The following is a 21,097-nucleotide window of genomic DNA, read 5'->3' on the forward strand; positions in this document are numbered from 1 at the left end:
ACTGCGGCATGGGGTCAGGCCAGGGCGCTGGACAGATTGTTGGAAATAACCGTCCGGTTCCGGCCATTGGATTTTGCGACGTACAGTGCTTTGTCAGCGATATCGATCAACTGCTCGGGGGTGTCGGCCTTTGACCCGGACAAGGCACTGATGCCAATGCTGATGGTGACGACGTTGGCCGCTGATTCGCAGTGTTGAATGGCACTGCGCTCCACATCTGTTCGGATTTTCTCGGCGATGATAAAAGCACCGACATAATCGGTACCCGGGAGGACAATGGCAAATTCCTCTCCGCCATACCTGGCTGCAAGATCATTTTCCCGAGTGATATTTTTCTTGATCAGGGTGCTCACGGATTTCAGGCATTCATCGCCTTGTACATGGCCGTAATGGTCGTTGTACTTCTTGAACAGGTCGATATCGATCAGGATGAGAGCGAGGTCATCGGGTTTGCGCTTGGCTTTGTTTATTTCCGCGCTGATAAATAGGTCGAATTTGCGGCGATTCGAGAGCCCGGTCAAGCCATCTTCGAGTGCCAATTGGCCGAGCGCCTTGTTCGCCTCGATGTAGGCACTTTCGGAATATTGCAGTTCTTTTTGTGCTTGAATCTGCTGGTTCATGATTTTTATCAGGCGATAGCCCAGCAGGCTGAGGATGAGCAGCAATATGGACGATATGATAAAACTTGCAAAGGACTCTCGACGCCAGTCCGTCAATATTTCATCTTTATCAAAAGCCGCGATGACCACAAGGGGATAGCCATCAACGCGGCGAAAACTGATGATTCGTACGACATTGTCAATAAATGACTTTATCGTTGCGGTGCCCGAGGCGGCACCGGGCTTCAATAAGGCGAATACCTCCCCGGTTGAAATGTCGGTACCCACTTCAGTGTCGTGAAAGGGGGAGCGTACGATGATGTGCCCTGTCGAGGAGGCCAGGTTGATGATGCCATTCTTGCCGATGTCGATATTGTCATAGAGGCTGAGGAAGTATTTAAGATAGAGGGTGACTATTGTCACACCCGCAAAACTGCCATCCGTGTGACTGATCCGGCGCGACAGGGTGATGATCCATTCGTTTGTTGAGCGGCTGCGTATGGGAGGACCCAGGAATGCCGCGGAACTGGTATGGTCGCGATGGTAGATGAAGTAGTCGCGGTCCGAGTTGTTTGTGTCGGGCCGGTTTCTGTTGTCTGAATTTAATAACCAGCGTCCTTGCTCGTCGTAAATCGAAAAGCCATGGATTTGTGGCAGTCGTTCTTGCTGGGCCTTTAATATCTCCCCGAGTATTTTCAATTCCGCCGGTCCAGTGCCTTCAATATTGGTCTGCTCTTGGATCCCGAGTATGACGATGTCAGCTTGGGTGAGTGTGGCCGCTATGCTGGACGACAAGGCCTTCGAGAGGTTTGACATCTCGATCTCTTTTTCATGCAGGTGATACGCCAGGGAGTTGGAGACCCCCCAGATGCTGATGCCGATCAATGAAATGCAGACTGCCGCGACAAAGAGAATCACATGACTGATCTTGAGCTTGGTATCCGCCCATTTGGCGTTGAAAGCTGAAGTCGTTTTTGTGAGCATGAACAACACATCCATGTGGTTGAAATGGCTTTGTGTAGCTTATGTTCTTTTTATTAAAGTTAAATAATTTTTTTGGGTGTTTTTATTGTGGTTTGCTATCTTTTTGAGTGTGATTGAAGGGCATTTTGTCTGCTCATCGTAAAGCTGCTGGAAAGCCGGAAGGTCCCGGGCAATCGTGATCGTCATTGCGGTGGAATTGCTCGTTGAACGGCGCCTTGCTTGAGTCCTTATGCCTGATGCCACTGCGCATACTGCTGCGCCAATGCTGCAAAGTCCTGCGGTTCGGGGAATTCCTCGAAGTCATGCACGGCCCCGGTACTGGCCCACGGCAGCTTTTCGCAGGTCCAGGTTTCAATGAACGGGGCGAATTGCCTTGGATTGTCCAGCAAGCTGGAACGCATGCCGACAACCGATTCGTTGCCCGCCGGGCGGGTAAACAGCCAGCTCAGGCAATGGGGGCAGAAGTAGTGTCGCGTTGCCCCATGCAAGCCACCGATCACCGGCTCTCCCTGAGTCACCACGAACTGCTCGTCCAGCACCAACGCACTGAGGGAAAACGCGCTGGCCGACATTTTCTGGCAGCCGGTGCAATGGCAGGCCGTGGTGATGATCGGCTGGGCGCGCAGTTCGAAAGCGACCTGACCACAGCGGCAACTGCCGCTGGCAAATACTGGTTGACTCATAACGACCTCCTATCCTCTCAACGCTTCAGCGAATGCTCCGGGCGTCGGGCTCTGTGGCCAGGCGGGCAGCCCCTCCGGCAGTGTTAGCCAGGGTTGTTTGTGTTGCACCCAGATATGCGCGACAGGCTGAAGGGACGGGCTGTTATCCAGCGTGCCAGCGCGCAGCACCTGCAGGCCGGGGGCGGCGCTGGTGGTGTTGTAGAGTCGGGTATGACAGACACCGCAGAGGGCGTGACGGGAATGCAGACCGTTGCTGTCATAGGCGTATTCAGTGATCGGTCCTTCAGCGCGGAGGGTGCCTTCCGGCAATAGCGCATGCAGGGCAAAAGCGCTGCCGCTCCAGGTCTGGCAGTCACGGCAATGGCAGGCGTAGACCGCCAGCGGCAGGTCGGCAGCCAGGGTGTAGCTCACGGCGCGGCAGCGGCATTGACCAGTGAGTGGCATCGGTAAAACTCCTTCAAACGTTGAGGCGGCGGACGACGCGGGGTGTCCGTGGGATATGCTTGACCAGCATGAGGCCGTGCCTCGCGAAAGAAAATTAGCCAAAATTGCCCAGCGGCTCACAGGAAATGTATGAACGCGCCTCAGCTACAGTGGGAAACCCAGCGTGCCTTTCTGGCGGTATTGCGCACCGGCAGTCTCTCGGGGGCGGCCCGTTTGCTGGGCATCGCACAGGCTACCGCGCGCCGGCGGATCGAGGCGTTGGAGCAGAGCGTGGGCGTCAGCCTGTTTATCCGCTCACCGGCCGGGCTGCTGCCGACGGAGACGGCCAAGGACCTGATCAGCCATGTCGAGGCGATGGCCATGGCAGCCAATGCCTTCAACCGGGCGGCGTCGGCGGATGCGCAATTGGCGGGCGGTACAGTGCGCCTGACCAGCAGCCAATTGCTCGGGGTCGAGGTCTTGCCCCCCATGTTGCGCACGCTACGCCAGACCTATCCGCAACTGGCCGTCGAACTCAGCGTGTCGAATCGCCTGCAAGCGTTGGCCAGGCAGGAGGCCGATGTGGCGGTGCGTATCCGTCGCCCGACCGAAGCGACCGTGGTCACCCGCAAGGTCGGCGACTTGCAGGTCGGCTTGTATGCCACCCCTGAACTGCTGGCGGAGCAGGGCGTGCCAGACACCGTCGCACAGCTGGATGACTACCCGTTGATCGGGCCTGACCGCAATCTGGTGGAACTGCAGTTTCTGCGCGAACGCGGGTTCGACTGCACAGCGCAGCGAACGCCGGTTCGTACCGATGACCACCTCGCGCAACTGGCGGCGTTGCGCGCCGGGCTCGGGATTGGCGTCTGCTCCAGCCAATTGGCCCGGCGTCATGGTCTGGTGCGTGTGTTGCCCGAACAGGTGGATTTTACCGTGGATGTGTGGACCGCCATGCACCAGGACATGCGTCGGGTTCAGCGCATTGCCTTGGTGTTCGATGCGCTGGGGGAATCGCTGACCCAGTTCCTGGGGACTCACTAAGTCCCCAGGCTGCTTGATCACGCGTGCTTCACCGTCTGCCTTCTGGTGGCGAAATTGGCCAGCAGATCGAGACTGGAACAGAACACGAAGTAGACCAGCGCCACGAACAGGAAGATCTCCGTGGGGTGGACCATCACCCGATTGCTGACCTGGGTTGCCACGAAGGACAGTTCGCCGACGCCGATCACATAGGCCAGGGAGGTGTCCTTGATCAGCGAGATCCACTGGTTGAGGAACGACGGCAGCATGATCGGCAAGGCCTGCGGCAGGATGATCAGGCGCATGACCTGAACGGGCCGCATGCCCAGCGCGCGGGCCGCCGCCCACTGGCCGTCCGGCAGGCTCTGGATCCCGGCGTGGACCGAGTACGCCAGGTAGGCGCCGCCGATCAGCGACAGTGCGCAGACCACGGTGAACAGCGCCGGGATATCCACGTGGAAGATGATCGGCAGCAGGAAGTAGCTCCAGAAGATCAACATCAGTACCGGGATCGCCCGCAGGAAACCCAGCACCGCGATCAATATCCCCCGTGGCCAGCCCTTGAGGCTGCTCAGGGCAATGCCCAGCACCAGGCCGAGGATTGCGGCGCAAATGCCGGACAGTACGCTCAGCACCAGGGTCAGGGCCGCGCCGCCCAGGGGACCGTCGGGATAGGCGCCGATCAGGAAGTATTCGAGGTTGTCGCTGATAACGGAAAAGTCCATGTCACGCGGCTCCCTGGCGATAACGTCTGGTCTGGCGGATCCATTGTCCGGCCGCTTCGATCAGTGCAATGCTGAAGATGTAGAGCAGGGTGGCGAAGCCGAAGGCCTGGAAGGTCTTGAAGGTTTCGGTCTCCACCTGGCGCGAGGCGTAGGACAGCTCGGCGAGGCCGATGGCCATGGTCAGCGAGGAGTTCTTCAGCGCGTTCATGTACTGCCCGAGCAAGGGCCCGAGGGCGGTGCGCAAGGCTTGGGGCAGGACGATATAACGCCACACCTGTGCCGGTCGGAAACCCATGGCCACGCCGGCTTCGCGTTGCTGCGGGCGCACCGAGGCGACGCCGGCGCGAAACTCTTCGGCGATAAAGGCCGAGGTGTATAGCGTCAGTCCCCAGAAACTGGCGATGAACTCAAAGGACGGCCAGCTGATTTCAACGCCGGCCAGGCTCACTTCATGGGGCGTGTTCAACCAGTTCACCAGCCCTTCGGGCAGCAGGGCGCTGAGGCCGAAATACCAGAAGAACAATTGCACCAGCAGCGGCGTGTTGCGAAACAACGCCAGGTAGGCCCGTGCCGGCCAGGACGCCAGGCGAGAGCTACCGAGGCGCGCGAGGCAGACCAGGAAGCCGAGCCCGGTGGCCACCAGGCAGACCACGGCGGACAGGGCCAGGGTCAGGAGAAATCCATCGAACAGCCATTTCAGGTAATGCGGGCCCAGCAATTCACCAAACATCAATCACGGTGTCCATCCAGAATACAAAGAGCCCGCGCGGAAAACCGCGCGGGCTGTGGGTGTACGGCGGAGAGGGCGATCAGCTCTTGTCGCCGATCTTGTACAGGCGGGTCAGCGGCGTCTTGGTGTCCGGGCCGAACCAGGTGTCGTAGATCTTCTGCGCCTGGCCTTTGCTTTCCAGCTCGACCAGCGTCTGGTTGACCACTTCGGTCAGTGCGGCTTCGCCCTTGGGCAGGCCGACGCCGATCAGGTCGTTGGAAATGGTGAAGGGCGGAATCTCGTATTTGTCCTTGTCCGGCACGTTGGCCAGCAGGCCGATCAGCTTCGGACCGTCCTGGGTGATGGCCTGGACGTTGCCGTTGCGCAGGGCCGTGAACGCGAACGGGGTATCGTCGTAGGCAACGACTTTGGCGCCCGGGAATTTCTCACGCAGCACGCCTTCGTTGACGGTGCCCTTGTCCACGCCGACACGCCATTTGTTCAGCTCATCCTGGGACTTGAGGGTGCCTTTCCTGACGATGAACTGCTGGCCGGAACTGAAGTAGGGAATGCTGAAGTTGACCTGTTCGGCGCGCTCCGGGGTGATGGTGAAGTTGGCCAGGACCAGGTCGACCTTGTTGGCGACCAGCAGCGGGACGCGGTTGGCCGGGTTGGTCGGTTGCAGTTGCAGCTTGACGCCCAGCTTGTCTGCGATGGCCTTGGCATAGTCCACGTCCAGGCCTTCGATCTGTTTGCTCTTGGCATCGATAAAGCCGAAAGGCGGGTTGCTGTCGAACGAGGCGACACGCAGAACGCCGGATTTCTTGATGTCTTCCAGGCGGTCGGCATGGGCCAATCCCGAGAGGACGGCGAGGGTGAGGGCAGTGAGGGCAGTTAATTTCTTCATTGATGATCTCAACACTTAGTGGATGATTCTGGTGCCGAGTCTTGCAGTCCGCGGATGAACAATAAAAGAATATAAAAGAATTTGTTGATGTCTTTTTGGAATAAGCAGGTTTTTCGGGGGGATTCCTGTAACCCGCACGCTAGAGCGTTGCCGGTCTGTCACGCGTTCCTATTGCCTGACTGGGTAAACGAAGTCCTATCAATCCGGCATCGACGAATGCTTCTAGACTGAAAGCATCCGTTTCATTCAGCCGAGGGCAGCATGAAAATCTCATTTCGCTTGGCGTTTTTCAGCATCGCGGCGACGCTGGGTTATCTCGGGCTGGCGGTGTGGGGTTTCGGTGGCTGGTCGGCGTTTGTTGCCCAGCCCGCATTGCTCGCACTCGCCGTGGTGACCGTCTTGTTGGCGGGCTCTGCGTTGTTTACCGAAGCGAATCTCAGCCCCGGTGTCCGTGAGGATCGCGGCAATCGCTGGGTGATTCCGGTCATCGGCGCCCTCGGCTTGCTGCTGGTGGGGCTGGTGCCCTGGACGGCCCGCCTGGGCTGGTGGACCTTTGGCGGGGAGGGCGTGCGTTGGTTCGGTGTGCTGCTGTTTGCCGTTGGCGGCGTGCTGCGGATGTGGCCGGTGTTTGTGCTGGGCAAGCGCTTCAGCGGTTTGGTGGCGATTCAGCCGGGGCACCGGCTGGTGACCACAGGGCTCTATCGAACCCTGCGCAACCCGAGTTACCTCGGGCTGCTGGTCAACTCGTTGGGCTGGGCACTGGCTTTCCGCTCCGGCGTCGGGGTATTGCTGACGGCGCTGACGCTGATCCCACTGATCGCGCGCATGCACTCGGAAGAGGCCTTGCTCAAGGCCGAGTTTGGCGAGGAGTACGAGGCTTATCGTGCCCGCACCTGGCGTCTGCTGCCCGGGGTTTATTGAGCCACAGCGTCACGCGTTCTGATTGCCCGAGCGGGTAAACGAATAGCGGTCGATATCCTGCCGGAGCTGCCAGCCCTGGCTTTGCCAATAACGGGCAGCCTCCTCATTGGTCTTGAACACGTCGAGATGACACTTGAGGATACCGTGGCTCTCCAGGATCGACAGGCAGCGCTCGACCAGTGCATTGGCGATGCCCTGACGCCGATAACGGGGCAGGACCAGCAGGTGCTGCAAGTAGCCCCGGCGACCGTCATGCCCTGACATGATGCAGCCGCCAAGCTCGCCGTCGACTTGCGCCACGAAGCTCATTCCCGGATTTCGCTCCAGGTAGCGGGCGGTCGATTCACGGGAATCGGCATCGCGCAGGGAGATGCCCGGGGTGTTGCGCATAAGGTCGATGACCGCCTGGTAATCGTCCATCGTCATGGCACGGATATTGATCATGGGGCTGGGCCTGGCTGTGTGGATTGTCCGGTCTGGCAGCCTATCAGAAGCCACTCAGGCGTTGTCACGTCGATCCGCCCAGGCGTCTTGCTGGCGGATGCCCGTTCTGTTTTTATGACTCGATAGGTCGTGCGGAGACTGGTTTCGCGAACCCTGTTCTGGAGAAGTGTTGATGTTCCTGATCCTTGCCCTGATCGCCATCCTCCTCGTGTGGGGATGGTGGACCTATCCACGTGCAGGAGGGCTGTTGTTTGACCTGATTACGAGCCTGGAAGCACGGCTTTCCCGGGTGAAGGAAGTCCCGGTGGCGATTCAACGGATGACCTTGGCGACCTTCCAGGGTGGGACCCAGCGCAACGCAGCACCGCTGTTGCTGATCCACGGTTTCAGTGCCGACAAGAACCTCTGGCTACGTTTTGCGCGATCCTTCGTGGCCGACTACCGGGTGATCATTCCCGACCTGGCCGGGCACGGTAAAAGTGGCTTCGAAGCGGGGGCTGACTACAGCATCGCGACCCAGGCGCAACGCATGATCGAACTGCTGGACGCCAGCGGGATCGACAAGGTGCATGTGGTCGGCAGCTCCATGGGAGCTTACGTCGGCACCTGGCTGGCGGCGCATTATCCGGAGCGCGTGCTGTCCCTGGCGTTGATGGGCCCTGTGGGGGTGAACCTGCCGCAGCCCAATGAAGTGGAAGAGTTGGTCAAGCAAGGCAAGAACCCGTTTCTGATCCACTCGCGGGCGGAGTTCGATCGGTTCTTTTCCATGACCATGGCCTCGCCACCCTGGATACCGGGCGTGTTGCTGGCGGCGGAGTCGCAGGCCTATATCGAGCGGCGCCCTGAGCTCGCGGAAATCTTCGACGACTTCCATGACAGCCCGCGCATGGAGCCCTGGCTGAGCAATATCCGTGTCCCGACCTTGCTGCTGTGGGGGCGCGAAGACCGCATGGTCCCCCTGGCCAGTGCAAAAACCTGGATCGCCGGCATCCCCCATGCGCGTCTGGAGTGCTGGGACGGCGTGGGCCATCTGCCGATGGTCGAGCGGCCGGAGCAGACGGCGGCGCAGTATCGCGAGTTCCTGGAAGAGGCTACTTGAGAGAAAGAGAACCATAAATATTTTCAGGTCGGGTGAATAAAGCGCTCTGTCACGTGTTTTCCCCATGTGGCGGCTGTTTGCGCCATTCCTACATGGTTCGACTTATCCTACAAACAGAGAGCTACCGATGCTGAAGAAAATCACCCTCGCTGCTGCCGTCGCCATGACCTGCCTGTCCGGCCCGGCCTTCGCCGATGCGCCTGCCAAAGTCGCTGACACCGGCGCGGGCAAGGTCCTGGTCGATGCCAAGGGCATGTCGCCAAGCCTTGATCGATAGTTCTACGTAGCGGTCTCTATCCGGCCTCCCTGCGGACGTCCGCCGTTCCTTTCGGCAGGGAGTGGCACCAGGGATCAGGCTTTGGCGGACGCACGCACCTTGCCGAAGTGCACGCAAAGGTAAGTCCCTATCGCCAGGGCACCGACTGTCAGCGCGATAAACTCCGGATTCAAGCCGATAATCACCGGCTGTCTCGACAGCAGCACAAGCCCCACCAGCAGATTGAAGGCACCCCAGAGAAAATTCACCAGGGGTGATGAGGGACCTTTGCCTCGCGGTTTCGCAAAGGGTGTGGGAAAGACTTCACCGCACAGGCCGCTGACCAGGTGCGGAAGGGCATTGCAGAGAAAGACACCGGCAAAAAAAGCTGTGATGGACATGGATCACCTTCAGGCGAGGGGCATGGATAAAGGTTGGTGGTTCAGTTATCGGTAGCGTGGCTCGTGGGGGCGACGCGACGGGCGATGAAGGCCGCGATTGCCGGCCCGGCCAACAGCACCACGCCGAAGCGCGCCATCTGCATGGTCATGACGAAGGGCACATCGACGTGGCTGGAAGCAGCGATGATCGCGACGGAGTCCGCACCGCCCGGGCTGGTCGCCAGATAAGCGGTGAGCGGATCGATGCCGGCGGCAAAGACGAACACCAGGGCCAGGCAGCCACAGATCGCGATCAACGCCAGGGTGCTGGCGAGGATCGCCGGGAAGGCTTTCATGGCGTACTTCACCAACGGTCGGGTGAAGGGCAAGCCGATCCGCCAGCCGATAACCGCATAACCGAGTGCCAGCAGCCAATGGGGCATCTCGATGTTGATCAAACCCTGATGACTGAGAAAGATCCCGCCGATCATCGGCACCAGCAGGGCGGCCACCGGTATTTTCGCCAGGCGCGCCACCAGCGGGCCGGCGGCCACGATGGCCAGGGTCTGGGCCAGCGGTAGCCAGTCGATGCTCGGGAACCAGATCACCGAATGCACCTCATGCACCACGCCGGCACCGGTGAAGTGGGTGATGAGGGTAGCGATGACCGCCACCATGATCACGCGGGTGTACTGCATGCAGGCGACGAGCTGTGCGTCGGCCCCGGCATTTTCGGCCATCAGGATCATCACGGTGGCCGCGCCCGGGCTCAGTCCCCAGATAGCCGTGCTCCCCGGCAATACCCGCAGGCGGGTCAGGCCCCATCCCAGCAAACCGGCGGCGACAACCACACCGATCACGCCGAGGACAAACAGCGGCCAACTGCCGACCGCGGCACCGGCAAGCGATTGCACCAGGGTTTTGGCGATCATGCAGCCCAGGATGCCCTGGGCGAAGGCGGACGCCGGTCGTGGGATCTGAACCCGGGTGTCGACGAAGGTGATGGCGGTGATGACCGCGCCCAGCATGGGGCCGAGCAGCAAGGCGGCTGGAATGCCGACCCAGGTCAGGGCCAGGGCAAACAGTACGGACAATCCCAGGAGAGCGCTCCACTGTCCTATCGAAGCGAGCGTGCCGGATTTGGACATGGCGGTATGAGCCTCTGCGTTGGACATGAAAACCCCTTGATGGAGCTGGACTGGAGGCCGGGCGTTGCTTCGGGTCGGTGTGATGCTAGAATGAGAGGATATCCTCTCGTAAAAATAGTGAAGGACATCCTCTCATATGTCAACAAAACCCATCGCCAAGGGGCAGGAACCCAAGCGCGCCAAGGGGCATATCCGTGTGGCGGCCATTCTGGAAGCCGGGGTCGAGCTGTTTACGGAAAAGGGCTTTGATGCGACGACGATGACGGAGATTGCGGCGCGCTCGGGGACGGCGATCGCTTCGCTGTATCGATTCTTTCCGACCAAGGAGTCCGTGGCCGAGGCGCTGTTGATGAACTACGTCGAGCACGCCCTGGCCTCTCTCGCCGAGCTGGCCTCGCAAGCCCGTGCCATGACACCGCCGGAACTGGCGTCGGCGTTTGTCGATTTCAGTCTCGCGCTGCAGTCAAAGCGTCAGTTCGCCGTCAATCTGGTGGATGTCGCGGGGGCCAGCGAAAGCCGGCGGCAGCAGTTTCGCAAGGCCATGGTGGACGGTATCGAGGCGGCGCTGCGGGAGGTGATTCCAGCCCTTGTCCCGGCCAAATCCAAGGCCGTGGCCATGACGCTGCTGAATGTGTTCAAGGGCGTGGGGCGGATCAGCGAGGAGACCCCCGCCGTGCAACGGGTGCTGTTGGCGGAGGCCAAGGATATGGTTCGGCTTTATCTTTCGGCGCTGGAGGCCTAGGTCTATGTCGCCTTGTCGTCGGCGTCGACCTGGTTGATGCGCTTGTACAAGGTTTGCAAATAGGCAAAGTCGGCGGAATACAGGTCTTCGATGACTTTGGTGTTGATCATGTCGAGATTGCCCAGCCGCACAACCACTCGCGACAGCACGATGACGATCAGGTAGGCCGGATTGGCTTGTACCCGGTGATCCTTCAACGGCAGGATCTCGTCACCGGCGGTGGCCAGGCGCATCACGCCGTTCCGGTGCAGGTTGCCGTCTCCATCGCGGTATCCGAGTGGAAGGGTAAATTCAACTTCGGTGCTGATGACACTCATGCTTGCTACTCCTGTCGGGGCACCCGGGTCATGTAGGTAATGGGCCGTTCGAAGGTATAGCCAAAGTCATCCGCGGTGTCGAGCTATCAGACTTGCTTGTCCCGGGCATCGAATACGTCCTTCAGCACCGGTACCGCCGACATCGCTTTTGGCCAACCCACGTAGAACGCCAGGTGGGTCACCACTTCCGCGGCCTGCGTCCGGGTCAGGCCATTGTCCATCGCCCGGTTCAGGTGGAAGGGCAGTTGGGCGGCTTGCCCCTGGGCGATCAGTGCAGCCACGGTGATCAGGCTGCGGTCGCGTGGGGTCAGGTCGGCCTGGCGCCATAGATCGGCGAACAGGACGTCGTTGGTGTAGTGCGCAAGCCCAGGCGCAACGGCACTCACATTCGCCTCGACAAGGGCTCGGCGTTTGGCTTCGGCCACGGGTTCGAGAGTCAACGGCTCTTTGGCTGGAGAAGTAATCTGGTCAGCGGGAATCTGCCGTTCAGTGAATATCTGCCTGGCCACAATGGCGGCCGACATCGCATTCGGCCAACCGGAGTAGAACGCCAGATGGGTGATCAGCGCGCTGATTTCACTCGGCTTCACGCCATTGTCGAGTCCCAGCTTGATGTGTCCGCTGAGCTGCGCGCTCTGCCCGCTGGACACCAGCGCGGCGAGCGTGATCAGGCTGCGGTCGCGCGGCGCCAGCTCCTCGCGCTTCCAGACTTCGCCGAAGAGTAACTCGGTGGTGTAGTTGTACAACTGGGGCGTGGCCTCCAGCACATCCGGCGAGGGTTTTGGGTCGGGGCGAGACATGCCTTGGTCGGCATCGACCATGGCCGAGAAACACAGTGTGGCGAATGCGCTGGCTAAGAGTTTCATCGAGTCGACTCCTGAGATGAATGGCCATCAATGGTGATACCGCAGGGGCAGGGCTGCGCTGAGTGACAAGAGTTTAAGAAAACTGGATAGATTCATTAAGATCATTAACTCGCATGGAGTCATAAGCAGGGCTCATGAATGATCCGAAGGTTATGCCGCTATAATCCCGGCAACTCATGGTAGGAATTCATCAATGGCCCGGGAAAGCTACAACGATCTGCTGGCGTTTCTGGCCGTGACCCGCGAGCGCAGTTTCACCCGTGCCGCCGCCCAGCTCGGCGTTTCGCAATCCGCCCTTAGCCACACCATCCGCGCCTTGGAGACACGCCTCGGCGTTCGCCTGCTGACCCGCACCACGCGCAGTGTGGCGCCGACCGAGGCGGGCGAGCAGCTGTACAACAACCTGGCTCCGCGCTTTGAGGAGATCGATGCCGGCCTGGCCGAAGTCATTGAGCTGCGCGACAGCCCACGCGGCACCATCCGTATCACCGCCACCGATTACGCGGCCAACAGCGTGTTATGGCCGAGGTTGGCGCCGTTCATGTCGCAGTACCCCGATATCAAGGTCGAAATCATGACCGACTACGGGCTGACCGATATCGTCGCCGAGCGCTACGACATTGGTGTACGCCTGGGCGATCAGGTGGCCCAGGACATGATTGCGGTACGCGTGGCTCCAGACCTGCGAATGGTCATCGTCGCTGCGCCATCCTACCTGCAAGCCCATCCGGCGCCGCGCAAGCCTGAGGACCTGGCCCACCACAACTGCATCAACTTGCGCCTGCCCACCCACGGCGGTTGTTATCCCTGGGAGCTGAAAAAGGGCAAGGCCGAATTGCAGGTGCGGGTAGAGGGGCAACTGACTTTCAACAGCTCCTATCAGATGCTCGAAGCGGCGCTCAGTGGCTGCGGGCTGGCGTTCATTCCGCAGGACCTCGCCACCTCGCATGTCGCCGCCGGGCGCCTGCAGTGGGTGCTCGAGGATTGGTTTCCGACCTTTCCCGGACTGCACATCTACTACCCCAGTCGCCGGCAGTCGTCCCGTGCGCTGGCCTTGGTGATCGCCGTGCTGCGTTATTCCGAGGACTCATGAGATCAGCTCATGACTGCATCCGTCCTTTCGGTCTTAATCACCAATCGGCTTGTGACTAGGATGGCGGCACGGCTTTGAGCACCTGCTCGGCCATCCTGTTTCAACGCTGATGGAAGGTGACCGATGAACTACCGCTATCTGGGCCGCAGCGCCCTGAAAGTTTCTCCCCTGTGCCTGGGTGCCATGATGTTTGGTGGCGAGACCGACGAGGTGACCTCCCGGCGCATCATCGACAAGGCGGCCGCCAGTGGCATCAACTTTATCGACACTGCCGATGCTTATCACGCCGGGCGTTCCGAAGCCGTGGTGGGCCGGGCGATTGCCGAACAGCGTGATCGTTGGGTGGTGGCCACCAAGTTTGGCTATCCATCGTCCGCGACTGCTGGCCCGAACGAGCAGGGCCAGTCGCGCAAGTGGATCATGCAAAGCGTCGAGGCCAGCCTCAAGCGCCTGGGCACGGACTATATCGACGTCCTGTATTTTCACCGGGCCTTGACTGACGCGCCGATGGAGGAGGGGATTCGTGCTGTCGGTGACCTGATTCGTCAAGGCAAGATCCGTTATTACGGGGTGTCCAATTTCCACGGTTGGCGTATTGCGGAGATGGTGCGCATCGCGGACCAGTTGGGCATCGAGCGCCCTGTGGTCAGCCAGCCGTTGTACAACATCGTCAACCGTACGGCGGAAGTCGAGCAACTGCCGGTGGCAAGCAATTATGGGTTGGGTGTCGTACCCTACAGCCCATTGGCGCGTGGCGTGTTGAGCGGCAAATATGCGCCGGATACACCACCTCCCGCGGACACCCGTGCCGGGCGCGGCGACAAGCGTATCCAGCAGACCGAGTGGCGCCCGGAGTCCTTGGAGATTGCCCAGACCATTGCCCGTCATGCGGTTGAGCGTGGGACCACTTCCATTGCCTTCGCGATTGCCTGGGTGTTGAAAAACTCGCTGATCAGCGCGGCCATCGCCGGTCCGCGTACCGAGGCGCATTGGGACAGCTACCTGGACGCACTCGGGTTGGAGTTGGGGCCCGATGACGAGAAACTGGTCGACGGTCTGGTCGTGCCTGGGCATGCGTCGACCCATGGCTTTACTGATCCGGGGTATCCGGTAGAGGGGCGCAGGGTGCTTTGAATGGGTGGCCAATGCCTTGTCGATTCTTGGGGAAAGTAGAGTGATAGCCCGATATCCTGTCGGGCCCACTTCATACAAGCGAATCACGCTATGCCCAGCTTGTCTTTCGCGATCCGTGTGTTGTTCGCTTGTTGCCTGTTGGTAGCCACCGCCAACCACTTGCGTGCAGATTTTCAGCATGGGCTGTTCTGGGACTACGGATACGGGGAGAGCGCTCATTGGGCCAGTCGCGTGTTCTGGAGTGCGCTGACCTTCCTTGATCCATTGGCTGCGCTGCTGCTGTTCATCAAGCCTCGGGTGGGGCTTGCCCTGACTGCCTCGATTATCGTGGCTGACGTTGCCCATAACACCTACTACGTTGCGCTGAATCAGCAGTGGCTGGCGTCTTTCTATCTGTCCCAGGTGGCTTTTCTTATCGCGGTTATGTTGCTTTCGCCTGTCGTCTGGAAGGCTATTAATTCCCGTCAATCAAATGCTCAGCCAACTCAGGACTGAACGTCCCGGCCGTTGGCCCGCCGTGGCAGTTTCGGGTCGCTGAGGACGATCCGTCGGAGTTGCCTGGGATCTTGATCCAGACCGCCAACACGGTCTCTGTGATGGCCTGAGGTTGAAGACCAATCTTGCGCCCCGAAGGATTGCACCAGTCCCCGGGGCTGGAGCCGTTACCGTTGCGGCTGGTATCGATCACCATGGATTTTGCATAGCCGTAATCAGCCGACAGCCTGGCATTGATCGCGTCGCCGTAGGTACGGGATTGATCAAGGGTGTAGAAGTTGGAGACATTCAACGCAAAGCCCCGCGCATTCTTCACACCCGCCGCATTCAGATAACCCGCCATTGCGCTTGAAGGTTTCCAGCCTGCATTTCCCGCGTCCAGGTAAACCTCCGCCAAGGGCGCGCGCTGCTTGAACCCGGACACCGCGTAATTGAACAACGCCAGACGTTCATCGCGCTTTGGCTGAGTCAGGCATCCGCTGTCCGCCAGCGCATCCGGCTCCAGAATGACCACGGCAGGCTTGTCGCCAATGCCATTGATAAACCGGTCTATCCAGTCTCGATACTCCAAGGCATTTGCCGCACCGCCCGCCGACGCGCCGCCACTGCAGTCACGACCAGGCAGGTTGTACGCCACCAGAATGGGTATCTGATTAACCTTGTCTGCCGCCCCAACGTATTGGCTGACGGTGTCGGTGAGCTGGTCGGTTGTCTGGCTGGTACCGGTCAGCCAGCGGGCGCTGGGTACACCGGCAATCGACGCCTGGATTTTTGCCGTAAGAGGAGACTGGGGATTTGCCTTCACCCATTGCGCGGCGGTTGATCCGGGATTGACGTAAAAGCCATCGGCGGCATAGGCCGCCGACTGTAGTGATATGAAGATGACGCAGGCGGTGAGAATGGCTGCCTTGGGCATTAACGGCTTCTCTGCAAAACAGGATGGTTGCGGATGCCGAGCGTAACATCCCAGATACGGTGCTGCTTTTCACTATTGAAGGAGGGGGCCTTGGGCCCCCTCCAGTTCGACACTACTTATAACGCTGCTCAAACATCGCCACCTGCTCCGGCTTGATCAACTGGAAGGGCACCCACACATCCGGCTCGACCGCTTCGCCCTTGATCATCTTGATCGCCGACTGTACCGCCACGGTCGCCTGGGCCTTGGGATCCTGGAACACGGAGGCTACCAGCATGCCGCGCTTGATGGCCGCGAGGCCGTCGGGCAGGCCGTCGATGCCGACGATCGCAATCTCCCCCTTGGCCTTGCCGGCCTGCTGCAACGCCATGGCGGCGCCGATGGCCATCTCGTCGTTGTTGGCCACGATGGCGTCGAAGTGGGTGCCCGCCAGCAACCAGTTGCTGGTCAGGTCCATCCCTTTGTTGCGCTGCCACTCGGCACTCTGTTGCTCGACGATCTTGATCCCGGGATAGTCCTTGAGCACCTGTTTCACGCCTTCGGTGCGGTCGTGGGTGGCGTTCTGCGCAAGGTCGCCCATGATGATCGCCAGGCTGCCTTTGCCCCCCAACTTCTCGGCCAGATAACGCATCTGCAGTTGCCCGGCCTCGAGGTCATTGGACGCCACGGTGACCACACCTTTGGGCAGGGTACGTTCGTCCGGGTGGCGGTTGACGTAGACCAGCGGGGTCTTCACCTCGACGGCGGCGCGGGTCATATTGGCGGTGGCGGAAGTATCCACCGGCAGGACGATCACGGCATCAACCTTCTGGCTGAGAAAACCTTCGACCTGATTGAGCTGACGCACCACATCGCCCTGGGCATCCTCGAACTGGATCTGCACGCCTTCCTGTTTGGCGGCCGCTTCCAGGCCGTTGCGCACGTAAGTCATGAAGTTGTCGTCGACCCGGGCAATGCTGACGCCGATGCGATAACCGGCGCTGGCCCATTGGCTGAAGAGCAGTAACAGCGTGGCAAAAAACAGTGTGTGGCGACGCATGATGGTTTTCCTTTTGTTGTTATGAGTTGAAATTCATCAGGATCAAACCTGCGGATTGCAGGCACTCGGCGGATCAGATCCGCCAGGAGTGCCGGCTTCCTCAGTCAAGCGTGAACGCCTGCCGAAAGCGTTCAAGTGCCGTTTCGCTGTCGCCGCTGGCCCAGCCTTCGAGCCCGACCACGCCCGTATATCCCATGCCGAACAAGGCCCTGGCAATGGCCGGATAATGAATCTCACCGGTGCCGGGTTCCTTGCGTCCGGGGACATCGGCGACCTGGATTTCACCGATGGCAGGGCCGGCGCGCTGGATCAGTTCGATCAGATTTCCTTCGCCGATCTGTGCATGGTAAAGGTCCAGGTTCATCTTCAGATGCGGGCTGCCCACGGCCTCGATCAGTGCCAGGGTGTCGTCGGCGCGAGCGAACGGAGTGCCGGGGTGGTCGACCTCGGTGTTGAGGTTTTCCAGCAGGAACACCCGGCCCGCGTCTTCACCCAGGCGGGCGATTTTTTCCAGGGTCTTGCAGGCGCTCAACCACATGCGTCCGGTGGTACAGGCTACGGGTTTGACCGGCAGGCCTTTGTCGCCCAACCCCGTGCCATGCAGATTGAGGCTCGGGCAATTCAGTTGCGCGGCCACGGCCAGGGATTCCCGGGCGCTGTCGAGCAACTGGCGGATGTCTTCGGGGTCGGTCAGGTTGCCCGAGATATAGCCGGTCATGGAGGTGAAGTCGGCGCCCGTGGCAACCAGGGCGGGAATGTCCTTCTTCGTCCAGTCCCAGATTTCCGCACTGAAGCCCAACGCATGAATACGTTTGACGCGCTCGGTAAACGGCAGGTCGAGGAAGACCATCTCGGCGCTGATCGCCAGCTTGAAGGGTGAGAAGCTCATCAATGGGCTCCTTGCACACGTACGGTTTTACCTTGCTGGAAGGACTCGATACAGGCGCGGGCAATGGCCAGTGCCGCCCGGGCATCTTCGCCGCTGGCCAGGGGTTTTTCCCCGGAGCGGACGCAGCCGACAAAGTGATTGAGCTCGGCAATGTAGGCGTCGCGCAGCAGGTCGGTGTCCAGGCGCAGGGTGTCGGCCTGGATGCCGCCGGCCAGGTAGCGCACCAGGTCCGAGTCATTGACGTTGCCCATGGTCAGCATGCCGGCGCTGCCGAACACTTCGCCGCGCACGTCGTAGCCATAGACCGCCTGGAAGTTGGCCTCGGCCGTGGCAATGGCGCCGTTGTCGAAACGGATCGTTACCACCGCGGTATCCAGCAGGCCCTTGTCCTTGTACTCGGGGGCGATCAGGGCGTCGGCCATGACAAAGACCTCGACGGCTTCGGCGCCCGGGTTGAGGTAGCGCAGGGTGTCGAAGTCATGGATCAGGGTTTCGAGAAAGATCACCCACTGCGGTGAGGCGGCCGGGTTGTTCAGGGCCGGGTCGCGGGTCAGCGAACGCAGCAGTTGCGGTGTGCCGATACGGCCGGCGACCACATCCAGGTGGGCGGCACGAAAGCTTCTGGCAAAGCGCCGGTTGAAGCCGACCTGCAGCGTGACACGGGCATCGGCGGCCGCGGCGATGGCGCGGTCGGCTTCGTCCAGGGTAATGGCCATGGGTTTTTCACAGAACACTCCCTTGCCGGCGCGGGCGGCGCTGATCACCAGCTCGGCATGACTGCGGGCCGGGGCGGCGATCAGGACGGCGTCGATCTCCGGGTCGTCGAGCAGTTGCTGTGGATCGGTATAGACCCGCGCCACGCCCAACTCTGCCGCCAGGCGAGCGGCCTGGCCGGGCACCGGGTCGGCGATGGCGCCAAGGCAGGCACCGGGAATGTGCCGGGCGGCGGTCAGGGCGTGAAAGCCGCCCATACGACCGGCACCGATAAGTCCCAGGCGGATGATCTTGGATGTGCTCATGAAAAATGACTCCGTCTTATTGTTGTTCATAGGGCGTGGCAGCAGGCGATGCCGTTGCTGGTACAAGGCAAGGGAGCAAAGGCTGTGCCAATATTTAACTTATTGATATTTAAGTAATTTATAGATAGATATCTGAAGAGATTGTTCATTCAGATGACATGTCTATACTGACATGTCAAAAATATGAACATGGGGGCGGATGTCGATGACGGTGAATCCACAACTGATGGCCTTCAGTGCACAGGATCTCGACTATCTGACCGCCCTGGGCCCCGCGTCCTTGAGTGAAGGGCCGATTGCCGCCTTGGAGCAGGCTTGGCTGGCCTGCCAGGACGGGCGCCAGGATCGACCGGAAGGGGTAAGGCAGGTGATCTGGGATTCCTGGCGGCGCAGCTTCGGTGCCGGCCTCGATCCCGAGGATGGCGAGTATCGTCTGGTAGCCCCTGAAGCCCTGACCGCAACGCTGACGGCCAACCGTGCGCTGATTGCCGCGGCGGCGGAAGTCATGCGCGGCTTGCTGGCCTACAACCCCAGGGGCCATATCAACCTGACGGACGCCGAAGGCACGACCCTGTATTTCTGCGGCCTGGACCTCACACCCGTGGGCAGCCGATTGCTGGAGTCGGTCCAGGGCACCAACTGCACCGGCCTCGCACTGGCCGAAGACCGTCTGATGTACGTGCTGGCCGAGGAGAATTTCGGTACCGGCTTGCGTCGACGGCGCATGCACTGTGCCGCCGCGCCGATCCGCGATGCCCAGGGCCGGACACTGGCCATGCTGACCCTCACTGCGGAACCGGGCTGGTTCCATTTCCACACCTTGGGCACCGTGCAGGCGGCGGCTGAAGCCGTGTCGCGGCAGATGGCCTTGCAGACCCTGCTGGACGAACAACAAGCGGTCCTTGAAGTGCTCAATGAAGGGCTGGTGGTGCTCGATGAGCGTGGCTGTATCAAGGCGCTCAACCGCTATGCCCGACAACTGTTTCGCGTCGGCCGGGATCTGCTGGGCAGCCCGTTCGAGCGCCTGGGGCAGAGCGAGCTGACCGCCGAAATGCTCTTGCGCAGCGGCGAAGGGCTACGGGATCTGGACTGCACCTTCGAGCTGCCTGATCGCAGTCACCTGGCATGCCTGGTGTCGGTGTGCTCACTGGAGCAGGGCGGTCGAATCGTTTCATTGCGCGAGAACCGGCGTATCCGCGAAATTACCCGGCGTATTATCGGCACTCAGGCCAGCTACACCTTCGAAACCATCCAGGGCAGTTCGCGGGCCATCCAGGACGCCTTGCACCTGGGCCGGATCGCTAGCCGCAGCGACTCGACCACCTTGATCCTGGGGGAGAGCGGCACCGGCAAGGAACTGTTCGCCCAGGCGATCCATAACGCCAGCGAGCGTTGCCGCGGTCCGTTTGTCGCGGTCAATTGCGGCGCCATTCCGCGTGATCTGGTGCAGAGCGAACTCTTTGGCCATGTCGAAGGCGCCTTCACCGGCTCGGCCCGTGGCGGCTCGGCCGGTAAGTTCGAGCTGGCCGATGGCGGCACCATCTTTCTCGACGAAATCGGCGATATGTCCTTCGATGCCCAGGTCAGCCTGCTACGGGTTTTGCAGGAGGGCGAGGTGACGCGGGTGGGGGCGAAAAAATCCCAGCGGGTCGACGTGCGCATCATCGCCGCCACCCACCGCAACCTGAGCCAGGCGGTGGCCGATGGGGCCTTTCGCGAAGACCTTTACTATCGGCTCAACGTCCTCAATCTGACGGTTCCGCCGCTGCGGATGCGTCGCGAGGATATTCCCTTGTTGGCGCGTTATTTCCTCGGCCGTTGCGCCCAATCGCTGCGCAAGTCGGTATTGGACCTGTCCCCGGAGGCCCTGGAGATTCTGTTGGCCTACCACTGGCCGGGGAATGTCCGCGAGCTGGAAAACACCATCGAGCGCGCGACCAACCTGGCGATGAGCGAACTGATCCAGCCGGGCGACCTGCCGCTTGAAATCAAGCAGCGGTTCCAGCAGTTGGCTCCGGGCCGTGTGCCCGAACCCCGGGCGGCGTTGGACCTGGGCACCCATGAAATGAATGCGATCATCGCGGCCCTCAAGGACACCCGAGGCAATGTCCGCGTCGCTGCCAGGCAACTGAACGTCTCCCGTGGCGGGCTGTACAACAAGATGCAGCGCTTCGGACTGAACGCCGACGCGTTTCGTGATGCGGCAAGCGGTTGAGCTGCTGGCTCGATCCGCTTGCCTTGGAAGTGACGCCGTGCAGGCCTCGATGGTGCGGTTCCAGTCGTCCG

General features: G+C 60.7%; 24 protein-coding genes. 9 read left to right on the forward strand and 15 right to left on the reverse strand.

Annotated features, from left to right (window positions below):
- Positions 1-14 precede the first annotated feature (14 nt).
- From CWE01_RS05460 to CWE01_RS05470, 3 genes are all read right to left on the reverse strand, one after another.
- Positions 15-1,583, reverse strand: coding sequence for a sensor domain-containing diguanylate cyclase (locus tag CWE01_RS05460; protein WP_100939549.1), 1,569 nt, complete (start codon positions 1,581-1,583; stop codon positions 15-17).
- Positions 1,584-1,810: 227 nt separating this feature from the next.
- Positions 1,811-2,266 carry a GFA family protein gene (locus tag CWE01_RS05465; RefSeq protein WP_100939512.1) on the reverse strand — a complete coding sequence of 152 codons (456 nt, stop codon included), beginning with the start codon at positions 2,264-2,266 and terminating at the stop codon, positions 1,811-1,813.
- Positions 2,267-2,275: 9 nt separating this feature from the next.
- Positions 2,276-2,710: a GFA family protein gene (locus tag CWE01_RS05470; protein WP_100939513.1), complete on the reverse strand. Its 435-nt coding sequence runs from the start codon at positions 2,708-2,710 to the stop codon at positions 2,276-2,278.
- Between the two features lie 129 nt (positions 2,711-2,839).
- On the opposite strand from CWE01_RS05470, the gene CWE01_RS05475 reads away from it, so the two are divergent.
- On the forward strand, positions 2,840-3,733 hold the full coding sequence (locus tag CWE01_RS05475; protein ID WP_100939514.1) for a LysR family transcriptional regulator: 894 nt from the start codon (positions 2,840-2,842) through the stop codon (positions 3,731-3,733).
- A 17-nt stretch (positions 3,734-3,750) separates the two neighbouring features.
- Here CWE01_RS05475 and CWE01_RS05480 read toward each other — a convergent pair whose 3' ends face one another.
- The 3 genes from CWE01_RS05480 to CWE01_RS05490 all read right to left on the reverse strand — a co-directional run bounded on the left by CWE01_RS05480 (position 3,751) and on the right by CWE01_RS05490 (position 6,053).
- Positions 3,751-4,437 carry an amino acid ABC transporter permease gene (locus CWE01_RS05480; protein ID WP_100939515.1) on the reverse strand — a complete coding sequence of 229 codons (687 nt, stop codon included), beginning with the start codon at positions 4,435-4,437 and terminating at the stop codon, positions 3,751-3,753.
- Position 4,438: 1 nt separating this feature from the next.
- Positions 4,439-5,167: an amino acid ABC transporter permease gene (locus CWE01_RS05485; protein WP_100939516.1), complete on the reverse strand. Its 729-nt coding sequence runs from the start codon at positions 5,165-5,167 to the stop codon at positions 4,439-4,441.
- 79 nt (positions 5,168-5,246) lie between these two features.
- On the reverse strand, positions 5,247-6,053 hold the full coding sequence (locus CWE01_RS05490) for an ABC transporter substrate-binding protein (RefSeq protein ID WP_100939517.1): 807 nt from the start codon (positions 6,051-6,053) through the stop codon (positions 5,247-5,249).
- Between the two features lie 261 nt (positions 6,054-6,314).
- Here CWE01_RS05490 and CWE01_RS05495 point away from each other — a divergent pair, with 261 nt between their 5' ends.
- The gene (locus CWE01_RS05495; protein WP_100939518.1) at positions 6,315-6,974 is read left to right on the forward strand and encodes an isoprenylcysteine carboxylmethyltransferase family protein; all 660 of its coding nucleotides are present in this window, start codon (positions 6,315-6,317) and stop codon (positions 6,972-6,974) included.
- 9 nt (positions 6,975-6,983) lie between these two features.
- Here CWE01_RS05495 and CWE01_RS05500 read toward each other — a convergent pair whose 3' ends face one another.
- A complete protein-coding gene (locus tag CWE01_RS05500; RefSeq protein WP_100939519.1) occupies positions 6,984-7,418 on the reverse strand; it encodes a GNAT family N-acetyltransferase in 435 nt (144 codons plus the stop codon).
- Between the two features lie 172 nt (positions 7,419-7,590).
- On the opposite strand from CWE01_RS05500, the gene CWE01_RS05505 reads away from it, so the two are divergent.
- Positions 7,591-8,517 carry an alpha/beta fold hydrolase gene (locus CWE01_RS05505; RefSeq protein WP_100939520.1) on the forward strand — a complete coding sequence of 309 codons (927 nt, stop codon included), beginning with the start codon at positions 7,591-7,593 and terminating at the stop codon, positions 8,515-8,517.
- Between the two features lie 127 nt (positions 8,518-8,644).
- Positions 8,645-8,794: a hypothetical protein gene (locus CWE01_RS33255; RefSeq protein ID WP_157815185.1), complete on the forward strand. Its 150-nt coding sequence runs from the start codon at positions 8,645-8,647 to the stop codon at positions 8,792-8,794.
- A 74-nt stretch (positions 8,795-8,868) separates the two neighbouring features.
- Here the strand turns inward: CWE01_RS33255 and CWE01_RS05510 are convergent, their stop codons facing one another.
- Positions 8,869-9,174 (reverse strand): hypothetical protein, encoded by a 306-nt coding sequence (locus tag CWE01_RS05510; protein WP_100939521.1) that lies wholly within the window; start codon positions 9,172-9,174, stop codon positions 8,869-8,871.
- 41 nt (positions 9,175-9,215) lie between these two features.
- Complete coding sequence (locus CWE01_RS05515) at positions 9,216-10,328, reverse strand: AbrB family transcriptional regulator (protein WP_218274273.1); 1,113 nt, start codon at positions 10,326-10,328, stop codon at positions 9,216-9,218.
- A 109-nt stretch (positions 10,329-10,437) separates the two neighbouring features.
- On the opposite strand from CWE01_RS05515, the gene CWE01_RS05520 reads away from it, so the two are divergent.
- A complete protein-coding gene (locus CWE01_RS05520) occupies positions 10,438-11,043 on the forward strand; it encodes a TetR/AcrR family transcriptional regulator (RefSeq protein WP_100939522.1) in 606 nt (201 codons plus the stop codon).
- Between the two features lie 2 nt (positions 11,044-11,045).
- Here CWE01_RS05520 and CWE01_RS05525 read toward each other — a convergent pair whose 3' ends face one another.
- Both CWE01_RS05525 and CWE01_RS05530 read right to left on the reverse strand, forming a co-directional pair.
- Entirely contained in the window at positions 11,046-11,360 is a 315-nt protein-coding gene (locus CWE01_RS05525; protein WP_100939523.1) for a hypothetical protein, read from the reverse strand.
- 86 nt (positions 11,361-11,446) lie between these two features.
- The gene (locus CWE01_RS05530) at positions 11,447-12,226 is read right to left on the reverse strand and encodes a carboxymuconolactone decarboxylase family protein (RefSeq protein ID WP_100939524.1); all 780 of its coding nucleotides are present in this window, start codon (positions 12,224-12,226) and stop codon (positions 11,447-11,449) included.
- Between the two features lie 193 nt (positions 12,227-12,419).
- On the opposite strand from CWE01_RS05530, the gene CWE01_RS05535 reads away from it, so the two are divergent.
- From CWE01_RS05535 to CWE01_RS05545, 3 genes are all read left to right on the forward strand, one after another.
- A complete protein-coding gene (locus tag CWE01_RS05535; RefSeq protein WP_100939525.1) occupies positions 12,420-13,319 on the forward strand; it encodes a LysR family transcriptional regulator in 900 nt (299 codons plus the stop codon).
- 123 nt (positions 13,320-13,442) lie between these two features.
- Positions 13,443-14,453 carry an aldo/keto reductase gene (locus CWE01_RS05540; protein ID WP_100939526.1) on the forward strand — a complete coding sequence of 337 codons (1,011 nt, stop codon included), beginning with the start codon at positions 13,443-13,445 and terminating at the stop codon, positions 14,451-14,453.
- A 90-nt stretch (positions 14,454-14,543) separates the two neighbouring features.
- Positions 14,544-14,948, forward strand: coding sequence for a hypothetical protein (locus CWE01_RS05545; protein WP_100939527.1), 405 nt, complete (start codon positions 14,544-14,546; stop codon positions 14,946-14,948).
- Here CWE01_RS05545 and CWE01_RS05550 read toward each other — a convergent pair.
- The 4 genes from CWE01_RS05550 to CWE01_RS05565 all read right to left on the reverse strand — a co-directional run bounded on the left by CWE01_RS05550 (position 14,908) and on the right by CWE01_RS05565 (position 18,811).
- Complete coding sequence (locus CWE01_RS05550; protein WP_100939528.1) at positions 14,908-15,864, reverse strand: glycoside hydrolase family 6 protein; 957 nt, start codon at positions 15,862-15,864, stop codon at positions 14,908-14,910. The two genes, CWE01_RS05545 and CWE01_RS05550, sit on opposite strands and share 41 nt — an antisense overlap.
- Before the next feature lie 112 nt (positions 15,865-15,976).
- Complete coding sequence (locus CWE01_RS05555) at positions 15,977-16,903, reverse strand: sugar ABC transporter substrate-binding protein (protein ID WP_100939529.1); 927 nt, start codon at positions 16,901-16,903, stop codon at positions 15,977-15,979.
- A 100-nt stretch (positions 16,904-17,003) separates the two neighbouring features.
- A complete protein-coding gene (locus CWE01_RS05560; protein WP_100939530.1) occupies positions 17,004-17,792 on the reverse strand; it encodes a TIM barrel protein in 789 nt (262 codons plus the stop codon).
- Positions 17,792-18,811 (reverse strand): Gfo/Idh/MocA family oxidoreductase, encoded by a 1,020-nt coding sequence (locus CWE01_RS05565; RefSeq protein WP_100939531.1) that lies wholly within the window; start codon positions 18,809-18,811, stop codon positions 17,792-17,794. Before CWE01_RS05565 ends, CWE01_RS05560 begins: the two co-directional genes overlap by 1 nt.
- Before the next feature lie 199 nt (positions 18,812-19,010).
- Here CWE01_RS05565 and CWE01_RS05570 point away from each other — a divergent pair, with 199 nt between their 5' ends.
- Positions 19,011-21,026 carry a sigma-54-dependent Fis family transcriptional regulator gene (locus CWE01_RS05570; protein WP_177143136.1) on the forward strand — a complete coding sequence of 672 codons (2,016 nt, stop codon included), beginning with the start codon at positions 19,011-19,013 and terminating at the stop codon, positions 21,024-21,026.
- Positions 21,027-21,097: the final 71 nt, after the last annotated feature.

Origin of the sequence: Pseudomonas sp. QS1027 (assembly GCF_002814235.1) — a bacterium.
Classification (GTDB): Bacteria; Pseudomonadota; Gammaproteobacteria; order Pseudomonadales; family Pseudomonadaceae; genus Aquipseudomonas.

Excerpts from the sequence above, each read along its gene's own strand:
- CWE01_RS05460 (WP_100939549.1), bottom strand. The coding sequence starts at position 1,583 with ATGCTCACAAAAACGACTTCAGCTTTCAACGCCAAATGGGCGGATACC.
- CWE01_RS05465 (WP_100939512.1), bottom strand. The coding sequence starts at position 2,266 with ATGAGTCAACCAGTATTTGCCAGCGGCAGTTGCCGCTGTGGTCAGGTC.
- CWE01_RS05470 (WP_100939513.1), bottom strand. The coding sequence starts at position 2,710 with ATGCCACTCACTGGTCAATGCCGCTGCCGCGCCGTGAGCTACACCCTG.
- CWE01_RS05475 (WP_100939514.1), top strand. The coding sequence starts at position 2,840 with ATGAACGCGCCTCAGCTACAGTGGGAAACCCAGCGTGCCTTTCTGGCG.
- CWE01_RS05480 (WP_100939515.1), bottom strand. The coding sequence starts at position 4,437 with ATGGACTTTTCCGTTATCAGCGACAACCTCGAATACTTCCTGATCGGC.
- CWE01_RS05485 (WP_100939516.1), bottom strand. The coding sequence starts at position 5,167 with ATGTTTGGTGAATTGCTGGGCCCGCATTACCTGAAATGGCTGTTCGAT.
- CWE01_RS05490 (WP_100939517.1), bottom strand. The coding sequence starts at position 6,053 with ATGAAGAAATTAACTGCCCTCACTGCCCTCACCCTCGCCGTCCTCTCG.
- CWE01_RS05495 (WP_100939518.1), top strand. The coding sequence starts at position 6,315 with ATGAAAATCTCATTTCGCTTGGCGTTTTTCAGCATCGCGGCGACGCTG.
- CWE01_RS05500 (WP_100939519.1), bottom strand. The coding sequence starts at position 7,418 with ATGATCAATATCCGTGCCATGACGATGGACGATTACCAGGCGGTCATC.
- CWE01_RS05505 (WP_100939520.1), top strand. The coding sequence starts at position 7,591 with ATGTTCCTGATCCTTGCCCTGATCGCCATCCTCCTCGTGTGGGGATGG.
- CWE01_RS33255 (WP_157815185.1), top strand. The coding sequence starts at position 8,645 with ATGCTGAAGAAAATCACCCTCGCTGCTGCCGTCGCCATGACCTGCCTG.
- CWE01_RS05510 (WP_100939521.1), bottom strand. The coding sequence starts at position 9,174 with ATGTCCATCACAGCTTTTTTTGCCGGTGTCTTTCTCTGCAATGCCCTT.
- CWE01_RS05515 (WP_218274273.1), bottom strand. The coding sequence starts at position 10,328 with ATGTCCAACGCAGAGGCTCATACCGCCATGTCCAAATCCGGCACGCTC.
- CWE01_RS05520 (WP_100939522.1), top strand. The coding sequence starts at position 10,438 with ATGTCAACAAAACCCATCGCCAAGGGGCAGGAACCCAAGCGCGCCAAG.
- CWE01_RS05525 (WP_100939523.1), bottom strand. The coding sequence starts at position 11,360 with ATGAGTGTCATCAGCACCGAAGTTGAATTTACCCTTCCACTCGGATAC.
- CWE01_RS05530 (WP_100939524.1), bottom strand. The coding sequence starts at position 12,226 with ATGAAACTCTTAGCCAGCGCATTCGCCACACTGTGTTTCTCGGCCATG.
- CWE01_RS05535 (WP_100939525.1), top strand. The coding sequence starts at position 12,420 with ATGGCCCGGGAAAGCTACAACGATCTGCTGGCGTTTCTGGCCGTGACC.
- CWE01_RS05540 (WP_100939526.1), top strand. The coding sequence starts at position 13,443 with ATGAACTACCGCTATCTGGGCCGCAGCGCCCTGAAAGTTTCTCCCCTG.
- CWE01_RS05545 (WP_100939527.1), top strand. The coding sequence starts at position 14,544 with ATGCCCAGCTTGTCTTTCGCGATCCGTGTGTTGTTCGCTTGTTGCCTG.
- CWE01_RS05550 (WP_100939528.1), bottom strand. The coding sequence starts at position 15,864 with ATGCCCAAGGCAGCCATTCTCACCGCCTGCGTCATCTTCATATCACTA.
- CWE01_RS05555 (WP_100939529.1), bottom strand. The coding sequence starts at position 16,903 with ATGCGTCGCCACACACTGTTTTTTGCCACGCTGTTACTGCTCTTCAGC.
- CWE01_RS05560 (WP_100939530.1), bottom strand. The coding sequence starts at position 17,792 with ATGAGCTTCTCACCCTTCAAGCTGGCGATCAGCGCCGAGATGGTCTTC.
- CWE01_RS05565 (WP_100939531.1), bottom strand. The coding sequence starts at position 18,811 with ATGAGCACATCCAAGATCATCCGCCTGGGACTTATCGGTGCCGGTCGT.
- CWE01_RS05570 (WP_177143136.1), top strand. The coding sequence starts at position 19,011 with ATGTCGATGACGGTGAATCCACAACTGATGGCCTTCAGTGCACAGGAT.